Genomic DNA, 16,805 nt, shown 5'->3' on the forward strand with positions numbered 1-16,805 from the left:
CCCGAAAGCCAGCGGCAAAGCGTACCGATGGCTTCCATTTATTATTTATTTTTAAACATTTTAATTTAATGTACAAAACAATTTTCAACAAGCGCAACAGCCTGAAGTTCAACCGCTTCTCCAACAAGGGCTACGCACTTTTCTCTGTTTTGGGAAGAGAGGTTCTTGTGGGTGCGCTCAGCGTTGCTACTCTGAGCCATGCAAAAGCAGAAGGAGTAAGCACCGAAGGAACTAAAGTAGATTCTACCCTTTATAAGGGCGGAAAGGCTTATGAGTTGGATGCGGTGAACGTTACCGGATCTCGTGCGCCGATGACTGTAGAGCAGTCACCTAAGATTGTGTCTGTCATTACCCGCGACGATATTCATCGTGCGGCTGCGCAGACTATCAACGATGTATTGAAATTAGCTACCGGCGTGGATGTCCGTCAGCGTGGTGGCTTTGGTGTTCAGACGGATATCTCCATCAATGGTGGAACCTTCGACCAGATTACCATTCTCCTGAATGGCGTCAACATTTCCAATCCTCAGACTGGTCATAATGCTTCTGATTTTCCTGTAGCTCTTGCCGACATCGATCACATCGAAGTGCTCGAGGGGGCAGCATCGCGCTTATTCGGAACTTCAGCCTTCAATGGTGCCATCAACATCGTGACCAAGAAGGCACAGAATGATGGAATATCTGCGAGTGTAGAAGGCGGAAGCTTTGGAAGTTTCGGAGCACAGGGACGTGTGCAGACGGCTTTTGAAACGGGCAAGTGGACTCATGCTTATTCTGTAAGCGGAGGTTACAAGCGCTCGGATGGTGGCACAGACAACAGCGACTTCGAGAAAGGACAGGGCTACGGCAATCTCTCTTTCTCTTACGACCAGCGTTTTGATATCATCGCCCAGTTGGGTATCGCTACCCAAAGCTACGGTGCTAACACTTTCTACAGCGCCAAATATAACAACCAATATGAGAAGACAGACCACGGTCTGGCTTCGCTCAATCTGAGTCTGCACAACCAGGAGAAGACCTGGGAGATTGCGCCTCAATTCTATTATAACAAATTCAAGGACCACTATCAGTTGATTCGTGGAACTCAGATAGGCGAAAACTATCACGACCTCGATGTTTATGGTGGTGGACTGAATGCCAACGTAGCTTGGGCTTTGGGTAAGACTGCTGTAGGTTTCGACATCAGCAAGGAGTGCATCTACTCTACTGCATTGGGTGCGGAGCTCGCAGAGAAAGACTACAAGGACATCTCGGGTTCTGACCGTCAATATACCCGAAAGGGTGAGCGCACCAATACCAACATCATGCTGGAGCACAACTTCATCTTCGGCGGTTTCACCTTGTCGGCAGGTGTCTTGGCTAACAAGAATACAGGTTTGGACAACGACTTCCGCTTCTATCCGGGTGTGGACATGAGTTATCGTCCTAACGACAACTGGAAGTTCTACGCTTCCTGGAACAAGGCTTTGAGAATGCCTACCTATACCGACTTATACATGAGTAATGCGGTACAGCAAGGCGACCTCACCCTGAACCCGGAGAAGAACTCAACCTTCAAGGTAGGAACACAATATCGTCAGACAGGATTTGCCGCAACCGTAAGCGGATTCTATGCGCACGGCACCAACCTGATTGACTGGGTTCAGACTTCAGAAACAGAATTGGCAGACAGCAAGTATCACGTAATGAACATCGGAAAGCTCAACAACATGGGCTACAACGTGGATGCTACTATCTACATGAGAGAATTGGTACCAAACAGTTTCATTACCCGCATCAAGTTGGGTTATGCTTACATCTATCAGGATCATAAGACCGAGACCAACATCCTGAAATCACTCTACGCATTGGAGTATCTGAAGCACAAGGCAGTATTCGGGCTGGATCATCAGATCTGGAACAAGCTTTCAGCATCGTGGAGCGTAAGATGGCAGCAGAGAATGAATGGTTATCATCCATACACCAAGGTGGATTGCAAGTTGATGTGGGACGAGAAGAAATACAATATCTTCGTAAAGGCCGACAATATCACTTGCCACCGCTACTACGACCTCACAGCTGTTAAGCAGCCAGGTTTGTGGATTATGGCAGGAGCCTGCGTAAATCTCGGCTGGTAATATAATAAAACGAGCCTTGATGGAGGTTTCTTCCTTCCGTCAAGGCTCGTTTCCTTTTATTCCTTATTCCGGCTATTTCCTTTTATTTCAGTTATTCCGGTTTCTGATATTTTCCGTTCACTTTTACCGGTTCGAGATGGATTCCCACATGGGTATCTGCACCGAAGTGCTGCTTCAATCTTGTTTCAATATGAGTAGCATGCTCATGCGCCTCATAAAGCGAAAGAGAACCCGGCATGCGGACGTGCATTTCTATGGCAATCTTGTTTCCGATGCGACGGGTACGCAGGTTATGAATCTCTCCTACTCCCTGCTCTTCGTTCGCAATCTTCAGAATTTCATCTTCCTCCGTTTCCGGAAGACTGGCATCCGTCAGTTCTTTCACAGATTGCATCACCAGCCCCCAGGCAGCCTTGATGATGAAGATACTTACAACGATGGCTGCCAGCGGATCGAGAACCGCCCATTTCTCTCCCAAGATAATAGCACCGCCGATACCGAACATCGTTCCGATACTCGACAAAGCATCGCTGCGATGATGCCAGGCATTCGCCACTACAGCCTCGGAATGATATTTCTTTCCGGCTTTTACCGTAAACTGATAAGCCCATTCCTTCATCACGATACTTACGATGGCAGCAATCAAGGCTACAACGCCCGGCTGCTGGAGTGTCTCGCCGCAGATGGCACGATAAGTCTTGGTTACGCCAGAATAACAGATCATCACACCCACCACGAAGAGCGAAATACCGATGATGGCTGTGGCAAGCGTCTCGTATTTGCCATGACCATAATCATGGTCCTTATCCTTCGGTTTATTACCTAACTTAACGAATACCAGTACCACCACATCGGTAGCGAAATCGGTAAGCGAGTGGATGGCATCCGCTATCATGGCTGCCGAATGTCCGAGAATACCTGCAGCAAACTTCAGCACGAGCAGCACCACATTGATGATGCTTCCCGCAATCGTCACCTTATATACTTCCTTTACTCTATCCGCATCAGCGGAATGATCCTTATTCTTATCTGCAGCCATCTCTTGCACGCTATTTACTTTCTCATTCTTTTCCATTTTATAAAATCCAATGGAAGTCCTTTGCTTCCTCTTATCATGTTTTTGTATCATCCAATCCTTTATCTTGTCTTTCATGAATTGAGTCGCAAAAGTACATCTTTTTTCTGAAAGCGGATAAAAAGGGAGATTAAAAAAGTATAACGAATAGGGAATAATGTGATAGCGAAGAGAGAAAAGCATGGAATTTTGTGATAAAGTTGTATCTTTTTCTTGAAAACAGAGAAAAGAATAAGAAGAAAAACTATGGAATTCGACAAATCACCGAACTTAAAATATCAAGACGTAACCGTTAATTCTGCGAAAGAAAACTGCGGAAATCCGCAAAAATTCTACATAGAATTAATAAAAGTATTATTTTTGCAAAAGAAAAATGCGGAAATCCGCAAAAATCTTTTCTGTTATGATTGTAAATAGAGACAAATATCTACCTTTGCTACGTATAGACGATAGTTTTATGAAGTATGTGATAACAGGCGACCTCATCAAGAAATACCAAAACGATGACGGCATCGTATTTATGGACGTATTTGATTTCTTGTTGGATAAAGATTCTATATGAAAACTTAAATAAAATAAAAAGGAGGGTGTGTCATAAGTTAATGATTCACCCTCTTTTCTAAATATCAGTCTAATTGCTTAAATTCAAAATCAAACTTGCTGCAGCAACTCTTCTTGTAGTCGAACTGGTACATACGCATGTACTGCTCTTGTATCTCCTTCGCCCCATTATAAAAAGGGTCAGAAGTATATTGTTGAGTTGTAACAGTAATCTCCATCTCAGGAGTCAACACTTGCCCATTCGTTCTCTTGATACGCTTAGGGCGTACAGCAAAAACTCTTCCCATAATCTTAACTTTTTAAATTGTTCAACTTATTGTTTTTTAGAAATCTTACCTATCCATTCGTTTAATTCCTTACCAACCATTTCTGGCTCTAAAGAATTTATTGTTGCCAATGTCACATAGCAATCCGCTTTATCAATCTTATCGATTTTCTCAGGACATCCGATACGTTCCAATGTTTTCTTGAGCATTTCTACATTGTTGGCTCTATTACCTAACTGTACAATGACCTTAGATTTATCATTCTCATCAGGCATGGTATCCATATATACCTTGCCCTCTTCGTCATTTTGGTACTCACAAGCTAAGGTTGACCAATACCACGTAAAGAGATTCCAATCCTTATGCTCGCCAACTGCATTCATCCATTGTATAGTACGATGCTCCTTTTGGAGAACTCCCATCAGATAATCTACTCTCTTGATAATATATTGCTGAAGTTCAGGAGAAGATTTGAATCTACTGATAAAGCTACCTCTTGGCACATCCATTGCCAAAGGAGGATACTCCCACCAAAATTCACGTTGTCTTCTTCCACCATTATCCCATTTCAAGCACTTTGAGAAGTTCCAATCCCCTTCATAACGAGCCTGAATATAATAATGATTATCATAGAATCCCATGTCTATCATTCCTGGATTTCCATCATTACGAGTAATCTGTAATGGGCAATCCTCGCTTTCCATCGATTTAACTATCCAGCCAGCATCCTGCCACTTTTTAACCGCTTGTTCCCATGTTTCAAGAGGCTCCACTTCATCAGAATCAGCCGTTTCTTTATATGCTTCCTTGAAGTTCTTTATTGTCTTGTCCTTGATTTCTGAGCTAAACAACATCTTGTTTAAATCATCATCGTTCTTCTCTGCATCTTTTTCTTTATCTACGCCGTAAAGGTCTATTCTCAAAGCTTCCACTACACTCAACAAACTTTCCAAGAGTGGGATGTTTCCTTGGCTTTTCTGCTTTTCCTTTTCGTTAGACGGACAGAAAGAGGATATTACATTTCGAACAGCTGCGCTTACCAAGTTCAAGCTCTTGGGTTTACAATGCATTGCGACCAAAGATGTCTGGAACTCAAGCTGGAGTTTTTCCTCTTCTGTCAATTTTCTGTCTTTAACAACATCATAAAGAGTAGAGAGAAAGTTTTGATAAATCTTCAGCTTTTCCTCAAAAACCTTGGAATTACGCTTTGCTGTCTGCTCCTTCTTGGATTGTCCATCGAGCAAGACAACTGTGATGGTTGCAGTGATTACCACACCAAGTATTGCTGCCATCAGACGTGCAGGAAAATCTTGATAGGTAAATACGATGATGGCACATACCATAACAAGAGCCATGCAGCCAACAATCTTCAATACATATTGATTTGACTTTTTCATATTTCGTTCTTGTTATTGTAATTGATTCCAAACATGATTAGCACCTTCACGACAAGCTCCCATTTGAGGAGTCTCATCCGTCTGAAGCTGAATGCCACATTTTTGGCATTGATAAATATAAGCTGTTCCTACTTTACACAAACGTACCCAACGACTTCCAACAAAGAAATTTGGGTAACATTTTCCTGCGTCTGGCTTGCTGTCAGACTTGAGTACCCTATAGCAATATTGACATTGCCAGTAATAGGTAGGGTTCAGTTTTGCTATGATCTCTTGGTAATAATTATCAAGCTCAGACGTGCCAAAAGCTGACACTGGAATTTCAGAACCTGCAACATTTACACAGTCTGCAGTTCCACTAATTTTTCCATGAGTATCCATTTGGGCCTCATAAGAACATTGCGCAAAAACCAACTCCTCAGGCAAACTTCCAGGCATACCAAGCAAATAATCACGACATTGTCCTTCATAAACCAGATGAAATCCTTGTTTCATTTCTTGAACCATAGAAGGTTCACTTGTAAAAGTTTCCAGTTTCTTATTCAAAAAGAGAACTATTGTCTGTTTATTTGCAGGAATAAGAACATAATCTTTATCATGACATTTCAAATCCGAGAGTTTTAGCGTCTTAGCTTGCTCATAAATATACCCATCAAAGATTGATATTTGTTTGTTAACAATATCCGTCTTAATAGTCCAATCTGCACCTTGACTTGGAATACGTTTAACAATAAACTTTCCGCTGTCAAAATCAAGATAAGGTGCATAAAAATAAGTTTCAACATTTCCCAAAGGGTACACCTGTAAAGAATCACCCAATGTATCTACTACTATTTTATCTACATCAACATAAACGATATAGTGTTCTTTACCCACAGAGTCATTATATTGATTAAGAATGTACTTACCCTCCTTAGTCAACTCAGCAACACGCTCTTGAAACAAAGCGTTATAGTCTTTTCCGCAGGATACGGTCAGTATCAAGGAAAGAAACATTAGGAATATTGTCAATTTACTTTTCATACCATTCACTTTTAGTCATTAAACATATCTTGATACACCTTACCCCATTCTCCCCAAGAATAAGATCGAGATGGATGATGTTGACGAATCATTAGAGCCTTGTCTTCACCACCGGTAGAAAACCAACGGGTATAAACCTTATCACCATTGGTAAGAGACATTTCTTCTCCATCCGTTTCCCCAAGACCATAAAGTCTATCAAAAAGGCCATAGCCCCAAACAATGATAACATCAGGCTTCAACTCTTCAATAACCTCCTTGAAGGCAGGAATAGAATCGTTAAATTGTTCATCGGTCTCTTTCACACCAGGAGCCTCAAGATTGAACTGAATGAAATTATAGAATGCTACTTGATTCCATACATATCCTCTATCATCAACAGAAATCTCTCGATTCAACAAAGCTTTGGTTTGACTAGTGAAGCCTTTATAATAAGCTCCATCTTCTCCACTCAAGAATCCGTCCATCATATCTATTGTAAAACTATGATGGCAAGGACATCCTGCACTATCTGCATCATAGTGGCTATGCCCTAATATCAAGACTTTCTTACCACTATTCAAGAATCCTTTCTCGTAATCCTTACCAACAAAAGGATAAGCATTTACATGTTTCATATGCTATTCTATTTTAAAGTTATTAAATGTCGGGGACAAAGATAGTGATTCTACTTGACACTATCAAGTCCATAATGGTTCATAAGCGAAAATTCTCGATTTAGGCTTTACAAAAGTAGTAAAAATCGTTCTGTTTCATTGGTATATTATCATTTTGCCAGGTGTTCCCGAGACTTGGCGGGTTAAGATTTCGGTTTCGGCAAAATAAAAAAGCGTGGGAACTTACCAGTCACTCGTCCCACGGATTGAGGCCTTCGCATTGCCCTGCATTGTTGAACGAGCAACGTCGAAGCCCACGCCGATATGTATACACTTTCCCCAATACGGATATAGACCTATCGCCTTGACGCAATAAGCCATACCAGTAAAGGGATGTGAATTAACACATCCCGAGAGCACCTACCGTTGCTATGTTCTGACAATGCATGAAGTTTGCGAAGTTTCAATCCGTCAAGAACAAAGCGCTAAGTATGCGCCTTTTCCATTATGTCGCGATCCTTTTCAGAATCGCTGACAAATATACAAATAATGCTTGAAAGGACAAAGAAAAAATGGCAAAAATCCCTCAATGAGGGATAAAATTCATCAAAATCCTCCCTCAATGAGGGATTTTCTATATAAAACGAACCCTAAACAAGTTTTTTGTTGTAATTTTGCAGCCGTGCTTGAAAAAACGACAAACAGGCTCTCTAACTTTCTACCACGTGGTAGAAAGTTAGAAACTATAGTAAATTGAAGAAATATACAAATAAATGGTTTTAAATTACATTTGGATAGCATTTTTCGTGATTGCGTTCATCTTCGCACTCATCGGATTGGCAATGGGAGATACGACTATCTTCCAGAAGATTGTAGATTCCACCTTCGACTCATCCAAGAATGCCTTCGAGATTTCTCTCGGACTGACGGGCGTGCTCGCCCTCTGGCTTGGCATCATGAAGATAGGAGAGAAGGCGGGAGTAGTGAATGTGTTGGCGAGAGCGCTCAGTCCAGTCTTCACCCGACTCTTCCCTGATATTCCAAAGAACCATCCGGTAATGGGAAGCATCTTCATGAATATCGCTTCGAATATGCTGGGACTCGATAATGCGGCGACACCTACAGGATTGAAGGCGATGCAGCAGATGCAGGAACTCAACACGAAGAAGGATACGGCAACGAACCCGATGATTATGTTCCTGGTTCTGAACACCTCAGGACTCACCATCATCCCTACCACCATCCTTGCCTTCCGTGCCTCCTATGGTGCAGCCCAGCCTACGGATGTCTTCATCCCTATCCTGATGGCTACGCTCGTGGCTACGCTTGCCGGAATCATCATCACTTCGCTCTGGCAGCGCATCAACATCCTGCAGCCGGTATTGCTCGCTACCCTGCTGGGAATGTGCGCCTTCGTAGGCATCATCATCTGGGGATTCGGGCAGATGGACAAGGACACAATGAATACGGTCACCACCTTGGCTTCTAACATGATTCTCCTGGGCATCATCCTCTGTTTTATCCTGGCTGGTTTCTGGAAGAAAGTGAATGTTTATGATGCATTTATCGAGGGAGCGAAGGAAGGTTTTACTACTGCGGTAAAGATTATTCCTTATCTCGTAGCTATCCTCGTGGGCATCGGCGTGTTCCGTGCTTCTGGAGCGATGGATATGGTGATTCAAGGCATTTCGTGGTCGGTAGAACAATGCGGCTTGAATGCCGATTTCGTAGGCGCCCTGCCTACCGCCATCATGAAACCACTGTCGGGAAGTGGCGCACGAGGCATGATGCTGGAGGCGATGAAGAACTATGGTCCTGATTCGTTTGTGGGCAGATTGAGTTGCATCTTCCAGGGTTCCACCGATACCACCTTCTATATATTGGCAGTATATTTCGGAAGCGTAAGCATCAGGAATACCCGTCACGCCGTAGCTTGCGGCTTGCTCGCCGATTTGGCAGGAGTCATCGCAGCAATCGCAATAGCATATTTATTCTTCGGATAAGAGTCTCCCACAGATTTCACAGATTTACACAGATAATCTTTGAATGACGGCGCAAGCCCAATTTAACATTCAACACTTTACATTCAACATTAAGAAAGATAATGGCAAGTTTAAAATCACTCGCAAAGGATACCGCCATCTATGGTTTGAGCAGTATCATCGGCAGATTCCTCAACTATCTGCTTGTACCACTCTATACGGCTAAGATCAGCGCCGCCAGTGGTGGTTATGGTGTCATCACCAACATGTACGCCTATACGGCGTTACTCCTCGTTATCCTGACCTACGGAATGGAGACCACCTTCTTCCGTTTTGTCAACAAGGAGGGAGAGAATTCTGAGAAAGTTTATCACACGGTATTGAGCATGGTGGGCTTCACCTCCCTACTCTTCATCGCCTTAGTATTCCTCTTCATCACGCCTTTGAGCGATGCGATGGGCTACGCCGACCATCCGGCTTACGTATGGACCATGTTCGTAACCGTGGCTATTGATGCTTTCCAGTGCATTCCTTTCGCTTATCTCAGATACAAGAAGCGTCCGCTGAAGTTTGCAGCCTTCAAGTTGCTCTTCATCGGTCTGAACATTGCGCTCAACCTGGTTTACTACGTCATCATGGATGGTCACGATGTGGGTTATGCTTTCTACATCAACCTGGTTTGTACCGCCTCCATCACCTTCTGTTTCTATAAAGAACTGAAGGAAGGATTCATGGGCGAGAAATGTTCCTGGAGCGAGTGCAAGGTGCTCGTCAGGAAGATGCTGGGCTACAGCTGGCCTATCCTCGTGCTCGGTATTGCCGGTATTCTGAACCAGACTGCCGATAAGATTCTCTTCCCTTACATCTATGAGAAGGGCGATGCTCATGCGCAGCTCGGAATCTACGGAGCAGCCAGCAAGATTGCGATGATCATGGCGATGATTACCCAGGCTTTCCGCTATGCTTACGAGCCATTCGTATTCGGCAAGGCAAAGGATAAGGACAACCGACAGACTTACGCTTCGGCGATGAAGTATTTCGTCATCTTCACCCTGCTTGCCTTCCTGGTAGTGGTAGGTTATCTGGATGTATTGCGCCACATCATCGGTCGCGACTACTGGGATGGTTTGAAGGTAGTGCCTATCGTAATGGCTGCCGAAATCATGATGGGAGTATATTTCAACCTCAGTTTCTGGTACAAGCTCATCGACAAGACCATCTGGGGTGCTTACTTCTCAGGCATCGGTTGTGCGGTATTGATTGCCATCAACGTTATCTTCGTACCTATCTATGGTTACATTGCCTGTGCCTGGGCTGGTTTCGCAGGATATGGAACAGCCATGCTTCTCTCCTACTTCGTGGGTCAGAAGAAGTATCCTATCAACTATCCGGTGAAGGAGATGATGATCTATGTGGTTCTCGCCCTCATCCTCTTCGCAGGAATGACCGAGGCTAATAAGTTCTTCTCCAGTGGAATTGCCTGCCTCATCAACACAGTACTCATCCTCATCTTCGCCGCTTATCTCGTGAAGAAGGATTTCCCATTGAAGAGCCTGCCGGTGATAGGAAAGTACTTTAGGAAATAGGCAAGTACAGAAGCACTTTGCCTAAGAAAACTAAGAATAAAAAGGTCTTCGAGATATATAGAAGAAAGCTGTCGGAACATATAGTAGATGTTCCCGATATATATATAAGATCAGAAAACGCCCAACAGCTGATGTGCAATCGTTGTTCAGTTGTTGGGCGGATTTTAGACAAATAACACAAGGCTTTGTTATGCTTACCTTTGTCGCATATAAACATAAAAGGAACCATCATAATGCAAGATACAAACAACAATAACAAAGAATTGCAATCTCCTTTCGAGCAACTGCGAGAGGTAGATGCCGATGGCAAGGAATGGTGGAACTCCAGAAAGCTGGCTCGTGTAATGGGCTATGGCAAATACTGGAACTTCGAACGCGTCATCGCCAAGGCACAGGCTTGGACATCACAGAAAGGTTACCCTCTCGGAGAGCATTTCGTAGAAATCACTGAGATGGCAGAACTGGGAAGTGGTGCCATCAGAGAGGTGAGGAGCATTCGCCTCTCTCGTGCCGCCAGTATGGCTGTGACTATGAACGCCGATGCCAAAAAGGAGATGGTGAAGTTGGCTCGCCAATATTTTAGTTCGACAATCACACCTGATGTAGCCGCCAAAAGCATGGAGTCATCCATCCTTATGTATAGAGGAGGACATAGAAAGGTGCAAGTGCAAGTTGTATTCGACGCCAATACATTCTGGCTTTCACAACAGAGAATGGCGGAATTGTTTGGGGTAACTGTTCCGACCATCAACTATCATCTTGAACAGATAAACGAAAGTGGCGAAATCCATTTGTCCGATGCTATTAGAAAAATTCGAATACCTTCGGACAAATGGTCAGGAGAAGTCATGATGTACAACCTCGATGTGGTCATAGCGGTAGGCTATCGTGTAAACAGCTACGAGGCTACACAGTTCCGCATTTGGGCAACAGGAATTCTCAAAGAGTACCTCACCAAAGGTTTCGTACTGGATGACGAACGCCTGAAAGGGAAAAATGTATTCGGGGCTGATTACTTCGATGAATTGCTCGACCGCATACGTGAAATACGTATAAGCGAACGTCGTTACTATCAGAAGATAACGGACATCTACTGCGAGTGCAGTTCTGACTATAACAAAGACTCCGAAGAAACCCGAGTTTTCTTCAAGACGGTACAAAACATAATGCACTATGCTGTAACCAAACAAACAGCAGCAGAAATCATCTATGACCGTGCTGACTCTGAGCGTCCTCACATGGGTTTGACCACTTGGAAGAACGCTCCCGACGGAAGAGTCATCAAGTCGGACGTGACCATCGCCAAGAACTATCTGAGCGAAAAAGAAGTAGAATCACTGAATCGATTAAGCAATGCCTTCATTGATATTGCCGAGCAAAATGCTGAAGACCATATCTTGATGACTATGGCGGACTGGTCAATACTCTTACAGAAGTACATGGACTTGAACAATCGTCCTATGCTTCTTGACACAGGACAAGTAACACATGAGCAAGCGATAGAAAAGGCTCTTACTGAATACGATAAATTCCGTGTCATCCAAGACCGTGAAATCATGTCGGATTTCGACAGACAGTTGAAATTGCTATTTGGGGACAAGGAATAATCCAGAGATTGTAAAATCCTTTGTACGTAGTATCAAAGAACATCTTATGAGAAATCAACTTAAAAACAGATTAAGTATAAACGATATTTATTCTCTTTGCCTTCAGACGCAAGGCAAAGAGAATAATTGTTTAAAGGAAGAGCTTTACCAGCTCACCTTTGATGAAAACGACCGGGTATCGTTCAATGCGCTTTGGGCTTTAGGCCATTTCGATGAAGCCAACAACCCGTGGCTTTTTCAGAAGCATGACGAACTGATAGATAGGGTTCTCGTAGAAAAGAATGAGACCAAGCGTCGCCTGATGCTTCAACTTCTTCTCCGTCAGCCTTTCGAGGAAGAATCACTCCGCTCCGATTTCATCGATTTCTGCATCGCCAAGATTACTGCCTGTTCCCAGCCCTACGCCATCCGCAGCTACTGCATGAAGCTCGCCTATGGGCAAATGAAGTATTATCCCGAGTTGCTTACCGAATTGAAGGCTGCCTTGGATATGTTAGAACAGGAAGCGCTTTCACCAGGATTGTTATCGGCAAAAAGGCAAATTATGAAGAAAATCAAGCGAAGCCTTGGGAAATTCGGGAAATAGTCGTAACTTTGCAAAGTTAAATATCAAGCATTACATCTATGAATAAAGATAATTTCAAGGACTTCGCATCCTTCGACGAGTATCTTCGACAAGGAGAACCTTCACAGAAGGAAAGTGCCGAGAACTGGAAGACGGCTATCGGATTGCAGGCTGTAGATGGGCTGCAACCATCGGCGTATCTCATAGATGTGGCAAAACGAAACATCGAAGGAGAAATCACTCTGGATGAAACCAGAAAACTGATTGACTCTTACTATCAGAGCAAGACGGTCCGTACACCTAAGGATAAAGACGAGGAAGAGGCAGATAAGGTTTCAGCCAACATCGCAAAGATTCTCGCCAGCAAGACCTTTGCCTTCAATACCAACGGATATGTTTCCCTGCATCGAAGAATATTCGAGGGAGTATTCAAGCACGCAGGAGAAATCCGCCAATACGATATTTCCAAGAAAGAATGGGTGCTCGAAGGAGATTCCGTAAACTACCTGAATTGGGAAGACTTGCGAAGAGCCTTGGATTGGGATATTGAGCAGGAGAAGAACTTCTCATATAAAGGTCTGACGGATGATGAGAAGATTGAGCATATTGCCAAATTCGTATCTGGTATCTGGCAAATCCACGCTTTCAGAGAGGGTAACACCCGAACCACGGCGATTTTCACCATCCAATATCTCCGTTCGTTAGGATATGAAGTGAACAACGAAATGTTCGCCAAGCATTCCTGGTATTTCCGCAATGCCCTGGTTCGTGCCAACTATCGCAATATTCAGAAAGGCATAGACTACTCTCCTATCTACCTGGTTCGTTTCTTCAGGAACTTACTCCTAAAAGATGGTTGGGTTCTCAAGAACAGATATTTGCATATCCAGCCGACTGATGAATGGAAGGTACAGCCAAGAATAGGTACCCCACAAGTACCCCGCAAGCTATCCTCAAGTACCCCACAAGTACCCCACAAGTTCAGTCAACATGTGGAGACTCTTATTCTATCCTTTAACGATGAATATATGACATCTGCGGAAATTATGGGTGCAATCGGACTAAAGGACAGAAAAAGTTTTAGTGAACTATATTTAAACGCTGCCCTCTCAGAAAAAGCTATTGAAAGGAAATATCCAAACACCCCAAGACATCCACGCCAGCAATATCGGATGACAGAGCTGGCAAAGACTTGGAAAGAATGGAACGAGAAAAAAGAATAAATAATATCATAATAAAAATAGAAAACAAAAACAAGTAATGAAGAAAAAAGCAACGGTCCTTATCGCCTCTATCATGGCGTTCTGCGGAATCAACACCGCGCACGCTGACGAGGGAATGTGGACGATTTACAACTTGCCTAACGCTGTGTATGAGATGATGCAGCGCGAAGGCTTCAGTATGACTTACGACCAGCTCTACAACGGCGAGAACGCCTTGAAGAATGCCGTAGTTAATTTCTCTGGCTATTGCTCAGGCGTAGTCGTTTCTCCAGACGGATTGGTCTTTACCAACCACCATTGCGGTTTCGAGGCTATCAGAAGCCACTCTACCGTGGAGCACGACTATATGCTCAACGGTTTCTTTGCTAAATCTTACGCAGAGGAATTGCCTAACGAGAATATGTTCGTCAGCTTTATGGTTGACCAGAAGGATGTAACCGATAAGGTGATGAGCCTCGGATACGAGAAACTCGACAACAAGAAACGCGATGAACTCATCGATTCTCTGGAGAACGAGATGACTAAAGAGGTGAAGAAGAACGATTCTACCCTCCATATCACCGTTCAGCCTTTCTACGAGGGCAACAAGTGGTACGCTACTACTTACCGCGACTTCACCGACCTGCGTCTGGTTTTCACCGTACCAAAGTCTATGGGTAAGTTCGGTGGTGACACAGATAACTGGATGTGGCCTCGCCAGACTTGCGATTTCTCTGTATTCCGTATCTATGCCGACCCTAAGACCAATGGTCCTGCTGCCTACAGCAAGGATAATGTGCCTTACAAGCCAAAGCGTTGGGCACAGGTTTCCCTCCAGGGTTACAAGGATGGCGACTATGCGATGACCATGGGTTATCCTGGTAGTACCGAACGATACCTCTCCAGCTATGGCATCCAGATGATGCGTGACGCAGAAAATGCTCCTCGTGCCCAGGTACGCGGCATCAAGCAGGAAGTAATGCAGAAGCACATGCGTGCCAACGAGGCTGTGCGCATCAAGTATGACAGCAAGTACGCCCAGAGCTCCAACTACTGGAAGAACTCCATCGGTATGAACAAGTGCATCGACTCCATCGGCATCGTTAACATGAAGCGTGAGTACGAGACTCGTCTCCGTGCTTGGCAAGATACAGCCAAAGCTGCAAACGACCTCGCCCACAAGGTGGATTTCGACAAACTCGCCCAGCTCTACAAGGAGAGCGCTGACGTAACTTATGCATGGACCAACTTTGCAGAGTCATTCACTCGCCGTAGCAACGTAGAGTTCTCTACCCGTGCTTTCAAACTTCAGAATGGCATGGAGGTAAAGGGTTCCGAGAAGAATAAGAAGAAGCAATATCATGAGTTTGAGGACAACTCAGATGAATGGGATATGGCACTCGACAAAGAGGTGCTCGCTACCCTTCTGAAAAACTACAAGGAGCACGTTGATGCGAAGTGGTTGCCTAAGTTCTACAACATCATCGACACTCAGTTTGGAGGTGATTATACGAAATATGTAGATTATCTCTGGGAGAAGTCACTCCTCATGAAGAAGGGTGCTAAGCTCTACTTCAACAAGAAGGGATATGAGAAAGACCCAGGTGTAAATTACAGTATGGATCTGAATGACATTTACGCCGACTTCGTAGAGAAGATGGGAGCCGTATCTGATTCTATCGCCGAGCAGGAGAAGTATCTCTGTGCTGCCAAACTGCGCATGGAGGAAGACATGCCTCACTATAGCGACGCCAACTTCACCATGCGATTGAGCTACGGACAGGTGGGCGGTTTCGACCTCGGCGGCAAGCCATCAGGCTACTATACTACAGCTGAGAGCATCGTAGAGAAGATGAAGCAGGGCGATAAAGTCATCGATTATTTCGCTGAGCCTATCATGCACGAACTCCTCTCTGAGAAAGACTTCGGCAAGTATCAGGACAAGACTACAGGCAAGATGCAGCTTTGCTTCTTGACCAACAACGACATTACTGGCGGTAACTCTGGTAGCCCAATGTTCAATGGCAAGGGTGAGTTGATAGGTCTTGCATTCGACGGCAACTGGGATAGCCTCAGCTCAGACATCAACTTCGACAAGCGCCTGGCTCGCTGTATCGGCGTAGATATTCGCTATGTGCTCTACCTGATGGATAAGTGGGGACACGCAGACCGCCTCTTGAAGGAGATCAATGCGAAGTAAATCCTATCTCTGAATCAACAGAGATGATATAAAGAGGTTTATCCTGGGATAAAGATTAGTCTTAGGATGATATAAAAAGAGCGGAAAAACAGCTGTTAACTGTTAACCTGTTAACTCCTGGCTTTCCGCTCTTGTTTTATTTAGTCTTTCTATTCTTATTATCTTGCTGATTTTCAGTTTATTTTTATCTTACAGATTCGCAACCTACAGAATTCCAATTAATATTGCGAGATATTATTCAGTTCCTTCAATGAAACCTGACGAGGTTTTTCGGCGAGTTTCTTCTTCAATTCATCCACCGTTATTTCTGCAGATGGATTGAAATCGGCAGAGCGCATGTAATCAATTACACTCTGATAGAAAGCCTTGCCTTCCGGGTATTTGGCAGCCTTCTCCAAATCACTCATGCAGACAAGGACCTTTCCGGCTCCCACCTTCCATTCCATGACCAAACCAAGTTTATGATTCCGCTACCATTGCCAGTTGGTGTGCATTTCCATTTTGGGCTTGATAAGATTGTCAGAAAGTTGCTTCAATAATTCCATATTTCTTGCCTTATTTGATGTTTACAGCTACAATTATACAAAAATTGCGGTAAAAACGCCGCAATTTGCTAAAGAAATTGCTG

Annotated in this window: 14 protein-coding genes; 8 read left to right on the forward strand and 6 right to left on the reverse strand. The window is 44.0% G+C overall.

The genetic code is table 11. The annotated features are described in order from the left end of the window. Positions 1-68: 68 nt before the first annotated feature. Positions 69-2,117, forward strand: coding sequence for a TonB-dependent receptor plug domain-containing protein (locus tag EXN75_RS01495; protein WP_134842523.1), 2,049 nt, complete (start codon positions 69-71; stop codon positions 2,115-2,117). A gap of 91 nt (positions 2,118-2,208) precedes the next feature. Here EXN75_RS01495 and EXN75_RS01500 read toward each other — a convergent pair whose 3' ends face one another. After that, on the reverse strand, positions 2,209-3,192 hold the full coding sequence (locus tag EXN75_RS01500) for a cation diffusion facilitator family transporter (RefSeq protein WP_408005910.1): 984 nt from the start codon (positions 3,190-3,192) through the stop codon (positions 2,209-2,211). Positions 3,193-3,595: 403 nt separating this feature from the next. On the opposite strand from EXN75_RS01500, the gene EXN75_RS17555 reads away from it, so the two are divergent. Then, a complete protein-coding gene (locus tag EXN75_RS17555; protein WP_167639426.1) occupies positions 3,596-3,754 on the forward strand; it encodes a hypothetical protein in 159 nt (52 codons plus the stop codon). 64 nt (positions 3,755-3,818) lie between these two features. On the opposite strand, the gene EXN75_RS01505 is transcribed toward EXN75_RS17555, so the two are convergent. Genes EXN75_RS01505 through EXN75_RS01520 form a run of 4 tightly spaced genes read right to left on the reverse strand, consistent with a single transcriptional unit; the run spans position 3,819 to position 7,056 of the window. Then, positions 3,819-4,040, reverse strand: a complete 222-nt coding sequence (locus EXN75_RS01505; protein ID WP_134842524.1) for a hypothetical protein — start codon at positions 4,038-4,040, stop codon at positions 3,819-3,821. A 26-nt stretch (positions 4,041-4,066) separates the two neighbouring features. Next, positions 4,067-5,416, reverse strand: a complete 1,350-nt coding sequence (locus EXN75_RS01510) for a hypothetical protein (protein ID WP_134842525.1) — start codon at positions 5,414-5,416, stop codon at positions 4,067-4,069. Between the two features lie 12 nt (positions 5,417-5,428). Further along, a complete protein-coding gene (locus tag EXN75_RS18725) occupies positions 5,429-6,439 on the reverse strand; it encodes a hypothetical protein (RefSeq protein ID WP_134842526.1) in 1,011 nt (336 codons plus the stop codon). Positions 6,440-6,450: 11 nt separating this feature from the next. After that, the gene (locus tag EXN75_RS01520; RefSeq protein WP_134842527.1) at positions 6,451-7,056 is read right to left on the reverse strand and encodes a hypothetical protein; all 606 of its coding nucleotides are present in this window, start codon (positions 7,054-7,056) and stop codon (positions 6,451-6,453) included. 752 nt (positions 7,057-7,808) lie between these two features. On the opposite strand from EXN75_RS01520, the gene EXN75_RS01525 reads away from it, so the two are divergent. The 6 genes from EXN75_RS01525 (at position 7,809) to EXN75_RS01550 (ending at position 16,177) form a co-directional block, all read left to right on the forward strand. Then, positions 7,809-9,038 carry a nucleoside recognition domain-containing protein gene (locus tag EXN75_RS01525; protein WP_089545119.1) on the forward strand — a complete coding sequence of 410 codons (1,230 nt, stop codon included), beginning with the start codon at positions 7,809-7,811 and terminating at the stop codon, positions 9,036-9,038. Between the two features lie 101 nt (positions 9,039-9,139). After that, the gene (locus tag EXN75_RS01530; RefSeq protein WP_134842528.1) at positions 9,140-10,603 is read left to right on the forward strand and encodes an oligosaccharide flippase family protein; all 1,464 of its coding nucleotides are present in this window, start codon (positions 9,140-9,142) and stop codon (positions 10,601-10,603) included. 233 nt (positions 10,604-10,836) lie between these two features. Continuing rightward, on the forward strand, positions 10,837-12,210 hold the full coding sequence (gene rhuM / locus EXN75_RS01535; protein WP_134842529.1) for a RhuM family protein: 1,374 nt from the start codon (positions 10,837-10,839) through the stop codon (positions 12,208-12,210). A 46-nt stretch (positions 12,211-12,256) separates the two neighbouring features. Further along, entirely contained in the window at positions 12,257-12,796 is a 540-nt protein-coding gene (locus EXN75_RS01540) for a hypothetical protein (protein WP_134842530.1), read from the forward strand. Positions 12,797-12,834: 38 nt separating this feature from the next. Continuing rightward, positions 12,835-13,998 (forward strand): Fic family protein, encoded by a 1,164-nt coding sequence (locus EXN75_RS01545; protein WP_134842531.1) that lies wholly within the window; start codon positions 12,835-12,837, stop codon positions 13,996-13,998. Positions 13,999-14,035: 37 nt separating this feature from the next. After that, entirely contained in the window at positions 14,036-16,177 is a 2,142-nt protein-coding gene (locus EXN75_RS01550; protein WP_134842532.1) for a S46 family peptidase, read from the forward strand. Positions 16,178-16,395: 218 nt separating this feature from the next. Here the strand turns inward: EXN75_RS01550 and EXN75_RS01555 are convergent, their stop codons facing one another. Then, positions 16,396-16,623: a hypothetical protein gene (locus EXN75_RS01555; RefSeq protein WP_187349064.1), complete on the reverse strand. Its 228-nt coding sequence runs from the start codon at positions 16,621-16,623 to the stop codon at positions 16,396-16,398. Positions 16,624-16,805 lie beyond the last annotated feature (182 nt).

This window comes from Segatella hominis (assembly GCF_004535825.1).
GTDB lineage: Bacteria > Bacteroidota > Bacteroidia > Bacteroidales > Bacteroidaceae > Prevotella > Prevotella hominis.